Source organism: Brevundimonas sp. (genome assembly GCF_029946145.1).
In the GTDB taxonomy this organism is placed as follows: domain Bacteria; phylum Pseudomonadota; class Alphaproteobacteria; order Caulobacterales; family Caulobacteraceae; genus Brevundimonas.
Genome location: NZ_JAQSDY010000022.1, coordinates 135,308 through 149,107, shown reverse-complemented (window position 1 = coordinate 149,107; position 13,800 = coordinate 135,308). Strand labels below are relative to the sequence as shown.

The 13,800-nt window shown below is 69.1% G+C and carries 13 protein-coding genes; 6 read left to right on the top strand and 7 right to left on the bottom strand.

Translation table 11 applies throughout. The features are described 5' to 3' along the window. Positions 1-99 precede the first annotated feature (99 nt). From PSV23_RS10165 to hisC, 3 genes are read left to right on the top strand one after another with little or no spacing between them, the layout of a single operon-like run. Positions 100-1,137 carry a DUF2125 domain-containing protein gene (locus PSV23_RS10165; RefSeq protein WP_300468502.1) on the top strand — a complete coding sequence of 346 codons (1,038 nt, stop codon included), beginning with the start codon at positions 100-102 and terminating at the stop codon, positions 1,135-1,137. Continuing rightward, positions 1,137-1,820: a hypothetical protein gene (locus tag PSV23_RS10160; protein WP_300468500.1), complete on the top strand. Its 684-nt coding sequence runs from the start codon at positions 1,137-1,139 to the stop codon at positions 1,818-1,820. Before PSV23_RS10165 ends, PSV23_RS10160 begins: the two co-directional genes overlap by 1 nt. Positions 1,821-1,828: 8 nt before the next feature. Then, positions 1,829-2,920 (top strand): histidinol-phosphate transaminase, encoded by a 1,092-nt coding sequence (gene hisC, locus PSV23_RS10155; RefSeq protein ID WP_300468498.1) that lies wholly within the window; start codon positions 1,829-1,831, stop codon positions 2,918-2,920. On the opposite strand, the gene PSV23_RS10150 is transcribed toward hisC, so the two are convergent. The 3 genes from PSV23_RS10150 to PSV23_RS10140 all read right to left on the bottom strand — a co-directional run bounded on the left by PSV23_RS10150 (position 2,921) and on the right by PSV23_RS10140 (position 7,575). After that, positions 2,921-3,730: a TIGR02186 family protein gene (locus PSV23_RS10150; protein ID WP_300468496.1), complete on the bottom strand. Its 810-nt coding sequence runs from the start codon at positions 3,728-3,730 to the stop codon at positions 2,921-2,923. 10 nt (positions 3,731-3,740) lie between these two features. Then, the gene (locus tag PSV23_RS10145; RefSeq protein ID WP_300468494.1) at positions 3,741-4,664 is read right to left on the bottom strand and encodes a sulfite exporter TauE/SafE family protein; all 924 of its coding nucleotides are present in this window, start codon (positions 4,662-4,664) and stop codon (positions 3,741-3,743) included. A gap of 124 nt (positions 4,665-4,788) precedes the next feature. Beyond that, positions 4,789-7,575: a hypothetical protein gene (locus PSV23_RS10140; protein WP_300468492.1), complete on the bottom strand. Its 2,787-nt coding sequence runs from the start codon at positions 7,573-7,575 to the stop codon at positions 4,789-4,791. Positions 7,576-7,799: 224 nt separating this feature from the next. On the opposite strand from PSV23_RS10140, the gene PSV23_RS10135 reads away from it, so the two are divergent. After that, entirely contained in the window at positions 7,800-8,000 is a 201-nt protein-coding gene (locus PSV23_RS10135) for a hypothetical protein (RefSeq protein ID WP_300468490.1), read from the top strand. 61 nt (positions 8,001-8,061) lie between these two features. After that, on the top strand, positions 8,062-8,568 hold the full coding sequence (locus PSV23_RS10130; protein WP_300468488.1) for a pyridoxamine 5'-phosphate oxidase family protein: 507 nt from the start codon (positions 8,062-8,064) through the stop codon (positions 8,566-8,568). 3 nt (positions 8,569-8,571) lie between these two features. On the opposite strand, the gene argF is transcribed toward PSV23_RS10130, so the two are convergent. The 4 genes from argF to PSV23_RS10110 form a co-directional block, all read right to left on the bottom strand. Further along, positions 8,572-9,486, bottom strand: a complete 915-nt coding sequence (argF, locus tag PSV23_RS10125; protein WP_370461044.1) for an ornithine carbamoyltransferase — start codon at positions 9,484-9,486, stop codon at positions 8,572-8,574. A gap of 154 nt (positions 9,487-9,640) precedes the next feature. Next, positions 9,641-10,834 carry an aspartate aminotransferase family protein gene (locus PSV23_RS10120; protein ID WP_300468486.1) on the bottom strand — a complete coding sequence of 398 codons (1,194 nt, stop codon included), beginning with the start codon at positions 10,832-10,834 and terminating at the stop codon, positions 9,641-9,643. A 336-nt stretch (positions 10,835-11,170) separates the two neighbouring features. Continuing rightward, the gene (locus tag PSV23_RS10115) at positions 11,171-12,094 is read right to left on the bottom strand and encodes a M28 family metallopeptidase (protein ID WP_300468484.1); all 924 of its coding nucleotides are present in this window, start codon (positions 12,092-12,094) and stop codon (positions 11,171-11,173) included. A 66-nt stretch (positions 12,095-12,160) separates the two neighbouring features. Next, positions 12,161-12,988, bottom strand: a complete 828-nt coding sequence (locus PSV23_RS10110; protein WP_300468482.1) for an ABC transporter permease — start codon at positions 12,986-12,988, stop codon at positions 12,161-12,163. Positions 12,989-13,254: 266 nt separating this feature from the next. On the opposite strand from PSV23_RS10110, the gene PSV23_RS10105 reads away from it, so the two are divergent. Further along, positions 13,255-13,764 (top strand): GcrA family cell cycle regulator, encoded by a 510-nt coding sequence (locus PSV23_RS10105; protein WP_300468480.1) that lies wholly within the window; start codon positions 13,255-13,257, stop codon positions 13,762-13,764. Positions 13,765-13,800 lie beyond the last annotated feature (36 nt).

The following is a 13,800-nucleotide window of genomic DNA, read 5'->3' as shown; positions in this document are numbered from 1 at the left end:
GGACCGGGTAGACGCAGTAGACGCAGTAGACTGTGTTTTTCGGCCCGGTTCCGGGTTTCAGACGTTCAACCTGCCAGACCCCGTTTTTCCGGAGCCTCGATGACCGCCGAACCCCGCCATAGTCGCCGCGGCCTGCTGGTTCCCTTCGTGATCGCGGGGGTGCTGCTGGGCGCCTGGACGGGCTGGTGGTTCTATCTGACGCAACAGATCGAGACCCGGCTGGACGCCCAGGTCGCGGCCATGCGGCAGGACGGGTGGCAGATCAGCTACGCCTCCCGGACCACCACCGGCTGGCCGTTCCGGGCGCGGGTGTCGATCCCCCACGCCGAGATCATGGCCCCCTCGGGTCACGGCATAGCGGCGCCGGAATTGATCGCCGAGACCAACGCCTACAACCCCGACCGCTGGGTGGTGATCGCCCCGGACGGCCTGACCCTGACCCGCGCCGGCAAGGGCAAGGTCGGCATCGCCGGCGATGGCCTGCGCCTGAGCGTCAGCCATCTGCGCGAACGGTTTCCCGACCTGCGCGCCGAGATGATCCGTCCCGGCTTCACGACCCATCAGGGCGCCGAACCCTTCCCCATCGCCTCGGCCGAACGGATACTGCTCAATGTCCGCCCGCACCTGACGGGTGGCCGCGCGGCCACTGACGAGATGGACGTGGCCTTCGAACTGGTCGATGCGCGCGGCCGTCCCGGCGGCCCGGTCGAAGGCGCCACGCGACAGGGCCGTCTGACCGCCCGGATCGAGGGCACGCTCGTCAACGCCGGCCGCCTCGGCGGCATGGACAGCGCCGGCGTCTTCGCCGCCTGGACCGCCTCGGGCGGACGCTTCACCGCCATCAAGGGCGAGCTGGCCGCGGGCGAAAGCCGCGCCCGCATCGAAAGCGAGACCCTGGCCGCCGACGCCGGGGGCCGCCTCGAGGGCGAGGTCTCCCTCAGGGCCGAACAACCTGGAGCCGCCATCGCCGGCCTGGCCCGCTCGCAGTCGGGCGCCGTCAACCGCCTCGGCGCGGCGGGAGCCGCCGCCGCGACCGCCGTTTCCGGGGACCGCGGCGTCGATCTGGTCATCCGCTTCCGTGACGGCCGCACCTGGCTGGGGCCCTTCGCCCTCGCTCCGGCGCCGAAGCTGTTCTGATGTTGACCGAGCCCGACGAAGACGCCGACCGGCTGACCCTCGACCGGGCGGTGGCGAACGCCGTTCGGGCCCGTCTGGCTGCCGGCGCGCGTCCGAGGCCCGACGCCGACGCCATCGCCCTGCGGCAGACACTGGCTGGCGAACCCCCTGCCGGGGCCGCCGTGCTTCGGGCGGTGCTGGGCCGCATTGACGCGGCCTCCGGGGCGCCGCTGGTTGTATGGGGGTCGGCCAGCCAGACCCTCGCCGCCGACCGGTATGGCCTGACCGCCCGCACCGCGTCCGACCCGGATCAGGCCCTGGCCGTCGTCCGCGACGGCGCCCGCGCCCTGATGGATCTGACGCCGGCCTCGGCATGGTGGGGCCGTCTGCTCGCCGAGCCTGCCCTGCGGGTCGTGGCCGCCCTGCCCGACGATCGCCTCGGCGTCCCCCGGGCCCTGCTGATCCAGCAGGCGCCGCCCGGCCCGACCGGCGATGATCGCACCTTCTGGACCACCGACAGCGCCGCCCCGGCGGCCACGATCGTGGAAGCGCTCGCCGCCGCCGGCCTGGCCGCCAGTCCGCTGATCGCCGCGGGCGGCTTGAAGCTGTTCATGCTGGCGGGCTATGTGCAGGCCGAGGACGGGCGGCTTTCATCCGCGCCCGGCGGCCTCAGCGGCGTCATCGGCGCCGCCCCCCTGTTCTGAAAGCACCCATGACCGACGCCCCCACCCCCAAACCCGGCATTCTTGACATCGCCCCCTACGTCGGCGGCAAGTCGCGCATCGAGGGCGTGGCCACGCCGATGAAGCTGTCGTCGAACGAGAACGCCCTGGGCGCAGGCGAGAAGGCCCGCGCCGCCTATGAGGCCTCGGTCGCCAACATCCATATGTACCCCGACGGCCGGGCGACGAAACTGCGCGACGCCGTCGCCGAACACCACGGCCTGGAGCCCGGGCGGCTGATCTTCGGCAACGGCTCGGACGAGGTCTTCGCCCTGCTGAACCAGACCTATCTGACGCCCGGCGACAATATCGTCAGCGGCAAATACGGCTTCCTCGCCTATCGTATCAGCGCCCTGGCCAACCAGGCCTCGGTCAAGCTGGCGCCCGAACCCGACTTCCGCCTGACGCCGGAAGCCATTCTGGCCGAGGTCGATGACCGCACCCGCATCGTCTATGTCTCCAGCCCTTCCAACCCGACCGGCAGCTACAACACCGCCGAGGAAATCCGCCGTCTGCACGAAGGCCTGTCGCCCGACGTCCTGCTGGTCATCGACGAGGCCTATGCAGAGTTCGTCGCCGAACCCGACTGGGAGACCAGTTTCCCACTGGCCCGCGACAGCCGGAACATCGTCGTCACCCGCACCTTCTCCAAGATCCACGGCCTGGGCGGCCTGCGCATCGGCTTCGGCTACGCCCCGCTGAAGGTGGCCGAAGCGGTCGACCGCATCCGCCTGCCCTTCAACGTCTCGGTGCCCGGGATCGAGGCCGCCGTCGCCGCCCTCGGCGACGAGGCCCACCAGCAAGCCTCCCGGGAGTTGGTCGAAACCTGGCGCCCGCGCCTGATCCAGGCCATCAGGGGCTTCGGCTTCGACGTCTTCCCGTCCGCCGGCAATTTCGTGCTGGTCCGCTTTCCCGACGAAGCCCACAACGCCGCGGCCGCCAACGACTATCTGAACACGAAGGGCATCATCGTCCGCCCCGTCGGCGGCTACGGCCTGCCGGACTGCCTGCGGATCACCGTCGGCACCGAAGACCAGAACCGCGCGGTGATCGATGCGCTCAGCGAGTTCGCGGCAAGCTGACTACTGACGCCTGAAAATCCTGCTGGCGGCCCACCCCGTGAACGCGGCCAGCAGGACGCATAGCAGGCCGTAGGTCCAGGGACGGTTGTGAGCGAACTCGAAGATGTCGCGCTCGATGCCGACCTTTTCGACCGTCAGGGTCAGGTTGGAGACCGAAACCGGCTCGCCATCCTGGAACAGCCAGACCTCGGCGAAATACTGGCCGGTGGGCGCGACGGCGGGCAGTTCGACCTCGGCCCGGAACAGCCCCCGGTCGACGAACTCCACCCCTTCCGGGTCGGTATTGTACAGGGCGGCCGCCTCGCGCAGCCGGATCACCGCGCGGCGGAAGTCCAGATAGTCCTCGCCCAGCCGGCTGACGACAACGTCGCGAACGCCGTATCGGGTGACGGTGCGGCTCTCCTCCGGCGCGTTGATCCGCAGGTGATCGACGCCGACCCCCAGCCGGCGCAACTGGCCGAAATCGGCGATGTCCGACAAGGGCCGCGTGGAGGCGGTCATGTAGAAGCCGGGAGCCCCCTCGAACAGCACGGGCCGGCTGTTCAGCCACACGCCGGTGTTGCGCGTCTTCTTGACCAGCCGCACGGGACTGTCCGGCCCGCGCACCACCACCACGACATCGGCGGGCTGGTCGCCGGGATTGAAGACGGCGCCATACAGGACGATCGACGCGCCCTGGAAACTGGAGTCGACCCTCACCCGCGCGTCGGTCAGGGCGGCTGCGACCCGTACCTGGTCCGTCGTGCCGGCCGAGCGTTCCGGCGCGGGCGCGGAGATGGAGGGCGGGGGCGGCGGCAGGGCGGCGATCACCGGGTCACCCTCACTCTGCTATGCCGGGGGCGAAGGCGAACAGATCGGACGGCCGCACGAACAGCTCCAGCCCCATCTGGATGCCGACCATGAGGACGATCAGGCCCAGCACCGCCCGCAGCTCCTCGGCCCGGAACCGGCCCGACCATCTGGCCCCGTACTGGGCCCCGACGACGCCGCCCAGCAGCAGCAGCATCGACAGGACGATGTCGACAGTCTGGTTGCGCCCCGCCTGCAGGATGGTGGTCATGGCGGTGACGATGATGATCTGGAACAGGCTGGTGCCCACCACCACGCCGGCCTTCATGCGCAGCACATAGAGCATGGCGGGCACGAGGATGAAGCCGCCGCCCACTCCCATGATGGCCGACATCACGCCGACGAAGGTCCCAAGGGCGAAAGGGGGGATGGCGCTGATGTAGAGGCCCGAGCGGGGAAAGCGCATCTTCAGCGGCAGGCCGTATAGCCACAGCGGCCGCCGGCGTTCCTTGTGCGGGGCCACCTCGCCGCGCACCCGGCGCAGGATCTGGCCCAGGCTCTCGTAGAGCATCAGGGTGCCGATGGCGCCGAGGAACAGCAGATAGGACAGGGCCACCGCCAGATCGGCCTGACCCAGCAGGCGCAAATAGCGGAATAGCTCAACCCCCAGCAGCGCGCCCAACACCCCCCCACCAGCCATGACGAGACCGATCTTGTAGTCGACGGCCTTCTGGCTGGTGTAGCTGATCACGCCCGAGGTCGAGGAAGCCACGACATGGCTAGCCTGGCTGGCGACCGCGACCGAGGGCGGAATGCCCATGAAGATCAGGATCGGGGCCATCAGGAAGCCCCCGCCGATGCCGAACAGTCCGGACACGAATCCGACCACCGCCCCCAGCAGGACCAGGAGCGGCCAGTTCACCGAAACCTCGGCGATTGGCAGATAGATATCCAAAGGACGCGCCTTCGGCTGGAACTGAAGTCAGGCGCCGGATAGGCGACGATGGAAGTCTGGTTGTCCTAGACCCACCCGACGGCCCCCGCCACCCGATGCGCCTGAAAAGCTTGGCCGTCCCGTATCAGGCGAGCGGTTCGACCTGGAATTGCTCGGCCTCGGCGCGGACCTGGGTCCGGGTCGCGGCCGGAATCGCCTTGTCCAGCCGCTCGACTGCCGCCTGGGCGTCGCCGTCCCCGGCGCGCGCCGCGATCAGATACCATTTGTAGGCCATGGCCGGGTCGGGCTGGATGGCCTCGTCGCCGGTCTCGTACAGTTTGGCGACGTTGAACTGACTGTCGACCAGACCGCGTTCGGCCGCCTTCTCGAGCCAGGCCAGGGCCTCGCCCTGGTCCTGCGCCCCGCCGACGCCTTCAAACAGATACATGCCATAGGCGTGCATGCCCTTGGCGTCGCCGCCGTCGGCCGCGCGGCGGGCCCAGACCCGGGCCTCGCGCAGGTTCACTGCGACCCCCTTGGCGCCGTCCTGGTACAGGCTGGCGAGGTGCAACTGGGCCGGAGTGTAGCCGGTCGTGGCGGCGCGCTTCAGCGTATCGACGCCGCTGGCCGCGTCCGCGTCCAGAAGCTCGATCGCCTGCTGGTACAGGTCGGCTCCGCGCTCCAGGTCGCCGGCCGTCGGCGCGTTCGGCAGCACCGCCAGGGCCGCGATGGGGTGCGCTTCGGGCGCCGTGGTCAGACCTGGAATGTTCAGCCCCGAACCCGTCAGCTGGCCCGTCGCATAGGCGCCGCCGCCCGTCAGCAGGACGGCGATGGCCGAGGCGCCCAGCGCCTTGCGCACCGTGCCGCCCCCGCGCGAGGCCTGTTTGTCCAGCCGCTCCTGAAGCTTGGACTTGCCGCCCTTCTTCAGGCCGAAGCCGGAGCGGGCGGGAGGGTCAGCGGCTTCCGGCGAAGCCATGGCGGCGCGGGCCGCGTCGATGGCCAGGCGGGTCGAGGAGGCCCGCCCCTGGGCCGCCGCGGCGCGCAGGGCGCGCGGATCGACGAAGTCGGTCTCGCCGGCGAAATCATCCGGGCCGCTTTCGAAGCCGTCCGGCGCCGTGGCCTGCAGCGCGTCCGAAACGTCGGCGCCGCCGAAGCCCTGGCCGAAGGCGAATGCGGCCGGCTGCGGCGCCGGCGCGGCTGGCGCGAGCTCCACGGCCTGGGTGAAGGCGGGCTCGGCGGAGGCCTCGATCGCCGGGGTCTCTGCGGGACGGCTGCCGAACGGGGTCGAGACCGCGGGAGCCTCAACGTCGGTCCGGGGACCGCGCATCACGGCGTCGAAGATGGCGTCGGCGTTCAGCACCTCTTCGCGGGGCGCCGCTGGCTCGGGTTCAAACCCGGTCTCGGGCGGGGCCAGATCGGCGGACCAGGCCTGCTGCTCGGCATAGACCGGATCGTCAAAGGCAGTTTCGGCGAATCCCGCATCCGGGAAGGCCGCATCCGGGAAGGCGGCCGCACGCCAGTCCGGTTCCGCTGCGGCGGGACGCGCGGGCTCGGCCCGGCGCTCGATGTTGCCGCGCGCTTCCGCGATCAGGGCCGCGGTGCGTTCCTCGGACAGACGCATGCGTTCGGCCAGTTCGCCGGACGCCCGATCATAGCCCTGCTCGATCTTGCTGGAGCTGTCGGCCAGCCGCCGGCCGATGTCTTCCAGCGCCTGCTGGGAACGGCGCTCGGACAGGGCGATCCGCTCGCTGAGGCGGTCCGAGATGCGAGTGATCTCGCCGCCCAGCTTCTCCAGCGCCAGGGCGTGGCGATCGTCGGCGGCGGTCAGCCTCTGCTCCAGCCCCTGGGCCAGCCGGCCCATGTCGCTTTCGACCTTTCGGCTGATGACATCCAGCTGCATCGGAGCGGCGCTCTCGATGGTCTGGACCCGGCCGTTCAGATTCTGGGCGATGCGCAGGACCTCGCGGCCCATGGCCTCGACAGCCTTGGCCGAGCGCTCCTCGGAAGACTTGACCTGATCGCCGATGGCCAGGACAGCGCGCTCGATGCGGTCCATCCGACCTTCGGTCTCGGCGGTGTCGAGCCGCCGCATCATCTCGGCGCGGTTGCCCTCGACCTGACGGCTCAGGGTCTCGGCCAGCTTTTCGAATCGAGCCGCCTCGCGAGCGCTTTCGGGTTCGATCCGGCCTTCGGTCGCCCGCAGGCGCTGGTCCAGTCCGGCGAACGAGCGTTCCAACCCTCGCAGGGCCTCGGTGGTGCGAGCCTGGGCCTGATCCAGCCGCTGACCGACCTGGGCCAGCAGATCAGCGCCGATGCCGGGACCGGCGGCCTTTTCGACCGCGTCCATCCGCTGGCGCAGTTCGTTGACGCCCGAACGCTGCCGCTCCTCGATGTCGTAGAGGCGACCGGCGAGTGCGCCCATGGTCGCCTCGACCTTGCCGAATGTCTCGGCGGTCTGGGGACCGACCTCCTGCTCGAAGCGGCGCAGACGACGATGGCCCTCGCGCAGCTCCTCGGCGATGTCGTCGATGCGACGGACGTGGGACTTGTCGCTCTGGTCCTGGCTGTCCAGCCGGCGCACCAGGCCCGAGACGGCCTGATCCACGCCCTGGATGGCGATGGTCGAGCGGCGCTCGGCGGCCTCAAGCCGGGCGGCGATGGCGTCGATCGAGGCGCCCAGGCGGCCCAGCTGGTCGTCGTTTCCGCCGTAGGCGTCGTCCATCCGGCGGCTGCGGCCACGGCGTTCATAGCTTTCGGCGGCGTGCGGACGGCGGGACAGCGGAACGACACCCTCGTCGTCGTCCCCGTCCTCCATGATGATCGTGTTCAGCCACTCGCCCAGCGTCATGCCGGAGCGACGGGCGAGGTCCTTGGCGATCTCGCGCGCCTTGGGCTCGATGCCCTTTACGCTCCACGGCGCGGCTGCGCTCACTGATTCGCCTCCCGACCTACTTGCCGAACGCTAGACGCCAAGATGATGCGTGTAAACGCGTGGTTAACCCCAAGATATGGTGGCGGCTCCATCTTCCTGTGGAAAGCGCCGACACCGGAAGGATTCTCGTGCCCAAGGGGTTAACGAGGCGTGAAGATTAACCTGTTGGAAAGGACTGCGGGCTTGCGCAAACCCGCCGGCCGCGCCACCTCGCGCCGGTGGACATGACCTTGACCCTGGCCCTGACGGCCGCCGCCATCGCCCTGGCCATCTTCGCCGGATGGCGCGGCTCCCGGCCGTGGGATCCAAGGGGCGGCGTGCGGATGATCCCGTGGCGGCTGATCATGCTGCTGGCGGGGGCCGGCGTCTTCATCCTGGTGATCCATGTCGGAACCCTGCTGGGCGTGCCGCAAAGGCCGTACTGAGGCGGAACCCGCACCCCTGCCCGGCCATTCCTGATCGACCCGACGATCAAGGAGACCTGTCATGGGCGACAAGACCCTCACCGCCGCCGAGGCCGAGAAGGAATTCTGGGACCACCTCAAGAACTCCAACACCGGCATGCTCGGGCTGGACCAGCCGGGCTATCACGCCCAGCCGATGACCGCCTTCCGCGAGGAGGAGACCGGGACCATCTGGTTCTTCACCCGCGACGACACCGATCTGGCCAGGGACGTCTCGATCGGCGGCGGCCAGAGCGCCATGTTCCACTACGGTTCGAAGGACCAGAAGGTCTGGGCCTGCATCCACGGCCAGCTGTCGGTCGCACACGAACGCGAGAAGATCGACCGCTACTGGAACCCGATCCTCGCCGCCTGGTATCCCGGAGGCAAGGACGACCCTCACCTGACCCTGCTTCGATTCGACGCCGACGAAGGCCGCATCTGGGTCAACGAGGGCGGCTTCCTGAACTTCGCCTTCGAGATCGCGAAGGCCAATGTGACGAAGACGCTGCCGGATTCGGGCGGGGTCGTGGACGTCAGCCTGAACTGACGCCTAGCCTGCGAAGCACCAAGCCAGCACGGCCTTCTGGGCGTGGATGCGATTTTCGGCCTCGTCCCAGACGAGCGAGCGCGGGCCGTCGATGACGGCGTCGGTCACCTCCTCGCCGCGGTGGGCGGGGAGGCAGTGGAGGAAGACGGCGTCGCTGGAGGCGCCGGACATCAGACGGTCGTCGACGCCGTAACCTTCGAAGGCCTCGAGACGCGCCTCATAGTCGCCGTCGCCCATCGACACCCAGGTGTCGGTGACGACCACGTCGGCCCCGGCCACGGCCTCGCGCGGGTCGCTGGTCAGGGTGACGTGATCGCCGCCGCGCGCCAGATCGTGCAGATCGGGGTGGTAGTCGGCCGGGCATGCGACGTTGAAATGGAAGCCCAGCTTCGGCGCCGCGTGCATGAAGCTGTGGCAGACGTTGTTGCCGTCCCCGACCCAGGCGATCGTCTTGCCGGCGATCGGGCCGCGATGCTCCTCGATGGTCATGATGTCGGCGAGGATCTGGCACGGGTGCGAGCGGTCGGTCAGGCCGTTGATCACGGGCACGGTCGAGACGCGGGCGAAGCGTTCGACGTCCTCGTGGCTGTTGGCGCGGATCATCACCGCGTCGACCATACGCGACAGGACGCGGGCCGTGTCCTCGACCGGCTCGCCGCGGCCCAGCTGCATATCGCCGGCGTTGGCGATGATGGAGGCCCCGCCCAGCTGGCGGATGGCGGCGTCGAAGCTGAAGCGGGTGCGGGTGGAGTTCTTCTCGAAGATCATCGCCAGGACGCGATCCTTCGCCGGGCCGTCGGCGTCGGCGCGGCCTTTCGGCCAGCCCTGGCGCGCGGCCTTGCGGGCGTGGGCGTCGTCGAGGATGGCGCGCAACTCCTCGGCTTCGAGCTTGTGGATGTCGAGGAAATGGCGAACCATTTTGATCTCCGCTCATCCCGGCGAAAGCCGGGACCCAGTGCTTTGGGTGATGATTGTTACCCGGAGGGACTCACCCGCTCATCCCTGTTCGCCGGCGTCAAGCTGGACAGAACCGGGTCCCGGCTTTCGCCGGGATGAGCGGATTTGAAAAACATCAGCCCGCCATCTTCCCGCGAGCCGCCTCGCAGGTGCGTTCGAAGCGTTCGACCGCCTCGCGGGCCTCTTCCAGCGTCAGGTTCAGGGGCGGCAGGATGCGCACGCAGTTGTCGCCGCCGCCGGCGACCAGAAGCTGATGTTCGTCGCGGGCCCAGCCCATGAATTCGCGGTTGTTGGGGATCAGTTTGACTCCCAGAAGCAGGCCCTTGCCGCGCACGTCCACGATCACGTCGGGGAAGCGCTGGGCCAGGCCATGCAGCTGCTGCTTCAGATAGCCGGCGATCTCGTTGACGTGGGCCAGGGTCTCCGGCTTCGAGATCTCGCCGAAGGCGGCGCCGCCGACGGCCATGGCCAGCGGATTGCCGCCGAAGGTCGAGCCGTGCACGCCGACGGTCATCCCCGTGGCCGCGTTCGCCGTGGCCAGGCAGGCCCCGATGGGGAAGCCGCCGCCCAGGGCCTTGGCGATGGCCATGATGTCGGGCGTCATGCCGGCCCATTCATGGGCCCACAGCTTGCCGGTCCGGCCCATGCCGCACTGGACCTCGTCGAAGATGATCAGGACGCCGTTCTCGTCGGCCATCTGGCGCATCCAGCGCAGATCCTCGTCCGGCGTCGCGCGGCAACCGCCCTCGCCCTGCACCGGCTCGAGGATGACGGCGGCCGTGGTCGGACTGCGGAACGCCGCCTCCAGCGCCTCGCGATCGCCCCAGACCAGCTGGTGGAAGCCCTCCATCGGCGGGCCGAAGCCGTTGGTGTAGCTGGGGTTGGCCGCCGCGTTGATGGCGCCGTAGGTGCGGCCGTGGAACGAGCCGTCGAAGCCGTAGACGTCGATCCGCTCGGGCTGGCCGTTGGCGAAATGATATCTGCGCGCCGTTTTCAGCGCGCATTCGACCGCCTCGGTCCCCGAGTTGGTGAAGAAGACCACGTCGGCGAACGACTTCTCGCACAGGGCGTCGGCGAGAGCTTCCTGACCCGGAATCTTGAAGATGTTGGAGACGTGCCAGAGCTTTTCGGCCTGGTCCTTGACCGCCTGGACGAGGATCGGATTGGCGTGGCCCAGGGCGTTGGTCGAAATCCCCATGACGCAGTCGAGGTATTCGGTCCCGTCCTTGCCCCACAGACGCGCGCCCTGCCCGCGATCCACCTCGAGCGGCGCGCGGTTGTAGACACCCATCAGATGATCAGTGGACACGGGGCAGGCCTCCAAAAGCGAGACGGCCCCGGCGCCGGAAGCGTCGGGACCGCTGAAAAAAGGGTCAGACCTTGTCGGACGAGGGGCGGGGTTAGTCAACACCGGGGTGGGCCGAGGCGGTTAGAGAAGAGGCTGACATCCTTCCCGTCGTCATCCCGGCGAAAGCCGGGACCCGGCGGCGCCGGAGGCGATCTGTTCACGCACACCGGGGCGGTCAGATGTATCCGCGACAGGTTCGCGCTCGCGCGCGCCGCTGGGTCCCGGCTTTCGCCGGGATGACGACAGGCGGGTGTGCTTGTGGGCTCAAGCCCTCTCCCAACGGGACCGGGCGGGAAATTACCGCGACAGCTGACGGTCCAGCTGTTCCACCACCGCCGCATAGGTGTCGCCGGCGAGCCGGACCGTGGCCGGATCGACGTGCTCGATGGTGTCCTCGCTGGAGTGGATCAGGCGGAACACCTGCGGCACGAAGCCCCCGGCAAGGCCATGGGTCTCGCCGCCGTTGAAGGCCAGCCACATCTGGTGGGCGCCGACGTGATCCTGGAATCCCAGCGAAACGGTCGGGACCACAGCGGCAGGAGCCGTCCCGCCGCCGAGACCGGCCCCGGAGAAGACGCGATCGTCCGAGGGCGGATAGACCGGGAAGCCGACGCAGGACATGGCCCGTTCGGCGCAGACCTCGCGCACGGCCCGGACTACCCCGGCCGACTGGGAGCCGTTGTTCAGGCCGTACATCAGGGTGTCGCCATAGCCGGCGACGTCGGAGTTCACGACGGCGGCGACATTGGCCAGGCCGTGGGCCTCGATCCACTTCGTCGCGCCGATCAGGCCCAGCTCCTCCTGGTCGAACAGGATGACGCGGATGCGATGGTTCAGCGCCTTGCCGCGCAGGATCTTCGCCGCCTCGATGACCCCCACCACGGAGGCTGCGTTGTCGACGACACCGTGCGACATCGTCCCGTCGCGCAGTTTCACCGCGTCATAATGAGCGGTCAGCAGGAGTTCGGGTTCGCCCTCGCCGAGGGTGACGACGACGTTGCGGCCTTCCATCTCGCCGGTCTGGCGGTTGCCGCCGATGAAGGTCTCGACGGTCGGCTCGAAGCCGGCGGCGCGCAGCTGGGCGACGACGACATCGGCGCGGGCCTGGTTGGTCGGCTGGATGTAGGCGGCGACCTGGGCGCGCAGGTCGAGGTCCTGGGCCGCGACGGGCGTGCAGACGGCGAGGAGGGCCGCGGCGGCGGCGATCGAACGGAACAGCATGGAACCCCCTTGAGACGAGGCGCCATGGCTAGCGCGGTCGGGCCGACCGCGCACCTTACTTCTGTGTCAGCTCTTCAGCCGCCAGCCCGATTTGAACACCGCCCAGCAGGCCCAGGCCATGATCACGGTCAGAAGGCCGCTCATGATAGCGCCGATCAGCAGATTCCCCTCGGCGTTGCCGACCCCGATGAAGCCGGCCCGGAAGCCGTCGATCAGATAGAAGAACGGGTTGAAGTGGCTGATGGTCGCGAACGGCTCGGGCAGATTCTCCACCAGGTAGAAGGTGCCGCTGAGGAAGGTCATCGGCATGATGACGAAATTCTGCACCGCGGCCAGCTGGTCGAATTTCTGGGCCCAGAGGCCGGCGAAGACGCCCAGCATGCCCATGATCAGACAGGCCAGCAGACCGAACCACAGGATCAGTCCGAGATTGGCGACCTCCAGCCGGGCGAAGGGCATGACGCAGATCGCCGTCACGATCCCGACCACAAGACCGCGCGTCGCGGCCCCCAGCGAAAAGCCGATGGTCAGCTCAAGCGGGCTGAGCGGGGGGGTCAGGAAGTCGGTCGCCGTGTTCATCACCTTGGCCTGGATCAGGCTGGAGGAGGCGTTGGCGAAGGCGTTGTTCAGCATGGCCATCATGATCAGGCCGGGAGCCACGAACTCGGCGAAGGGCGTGCCGTGCAGCGGCGGGCGCGTGCCGCGCAGGGCCACCACGAAGACCAGCATGTACAGCAGGGTGGTGACCACCGGCCCCGCAACCGTCTGGGCCCCGACCTTCCAGAACCGCCGCACCTCGCGCAGGTACAGCGTCCGGACGCCGATCCAGTTGACGCCGTCGTAGCTGCGGGGCTGCCGCAGGCCGGCGGGGCGGGTCGAGGTCAGGTCGGTCATGGGCGGGGAGATGCGGGGTGGCGGGGGCGGATGCAAGGGCGAGAGTGATTAGTGGCTAGTGGCTAGTGGGTACTGGAGCCACGTCACGGCCACTAGCCACTCGACGAAGCCGCCCTCGTTAACCATCCCTACATCTGGTTCCTGTGGACGGACTGATTCGCACATCTTGCGTCCGGTAAGGGCTCGTTTACGATTAGTGGTAGGTCGAGGCCCCGGGAGGGACGTCTGGACCCCATATATTGAATCCGAGACCCGGAGGGTTGGCTATGACCGCAGGCTGGACAGAAGACCGCGTCGGCGCGCTGAAGAAGCTCTGGCTGGAAGGCCAGTCGGCCAGCCAGATCGCCAAACAGCTGGGCGGCGGCGTCACCCGCAACGCCGTCATCGGCAAGGTGCACCGCCTCGGCCTGTCGGGCCGGGCCGCTCCGTCGCAGCCGGCGCGCGCCACCTTCCGCCCGTCGCGTCCGCGCCCGACGCAACCGACCCAGGCTCCGTCGGCTCCGCGCCGCATCGAGGCGGTTCAGCCGCGCGCCGTGACCACGGCCCAGTCGGTCCCGGCCCCGATGCCCGACCTGCCCGGCACGGCCACGGTGATGACCCTCGGCGCCCACATGTGCAAATGGCCGATCGGCGATCCGTCGTCGAACGAGTTCAGCTTCTGCGGCCGCCGCTCTTCGGAAGGCGTCTATTGCGTCGAGCACGCCCGCGTCGCCTATCAGCCGCAGGTCAAGCGCGGCGCGACGGACCTGGCGCGCTCGCTGCGGCGCTACATCTGACCCCATTCAGCCACACGGCTGTCATCATAGGCTCCT

What these genes read in the sequence shown, in the direction of transcription:
- PSV23_RS10165 (WP_300468502.1), top strand. Translation starts at nt 100, where the DNA reads ATGACCGCCGAACCCCGCCATAGTCGCCGCGGCCTGCTGGTTCCCTTC.
- PSV23_RS10160 (WP_300468500.1), top strand. Translation starts at nt 1,137, where the DNA reads ATGTTGACCGAGCCCGACGAAGACGCCGACCGGCTGACCCTCGACCGG.
- hisC (WP_300468498.1), top strand. Translation starts at nt 1,829, where the DNA reads ATGACCGACGCCCCCACCCCCAAACCCGGCATTCTTGACATCGCCCCC.
- PSV23_RS10135 (WP_300468490.1), top strand. Translation starts at nt 7,800, where the DNA reads ATGACCTTGACCCTGGCCCTGACGGCCGCCGCCATCGCCCTGGCCATC.
- PSV23_RS10130 (WP_300468488.1), top strand. Translation starts at nt 8,062, where the DNA reads ATGGGCGACAAGACCCTCACCGCCGCCGAGGCCGAGAAGGAATTCTGG.
- argF (WP_370461044.1), bottom strand. Translation starts at nt 9,486, where the DNA reads ATGGTTCGCCATTTCCTCGACATCCACAAGCTCGAAGCCGAGGAGTTG.
- PSV23_RS10115 (WP_300468484.1), bottom strand. Translation starts at nt 12,094, where the DNA reads ATGCTGTTCCGTTCGATCGCCGCCGCCGCGGCCCTCCTCGCCGTCTGC.
- PSV23_RS10110 (WP_300468482.1), bottom strand. Translation starts at nt 12,988, where the DNA reads ATGACCGACCTGACCTCGACCCGCCCCGCCGGCCTGCGGCAGCCCCGC.
- PSV23_RS10105 (WP_300468480.1), top strand. Translation starts at nt 13,255, where the DNA reads ATGACCGCAGGCTGGACAGAAGACCGCGTCGGCGCGCTGAAGAAGCTC.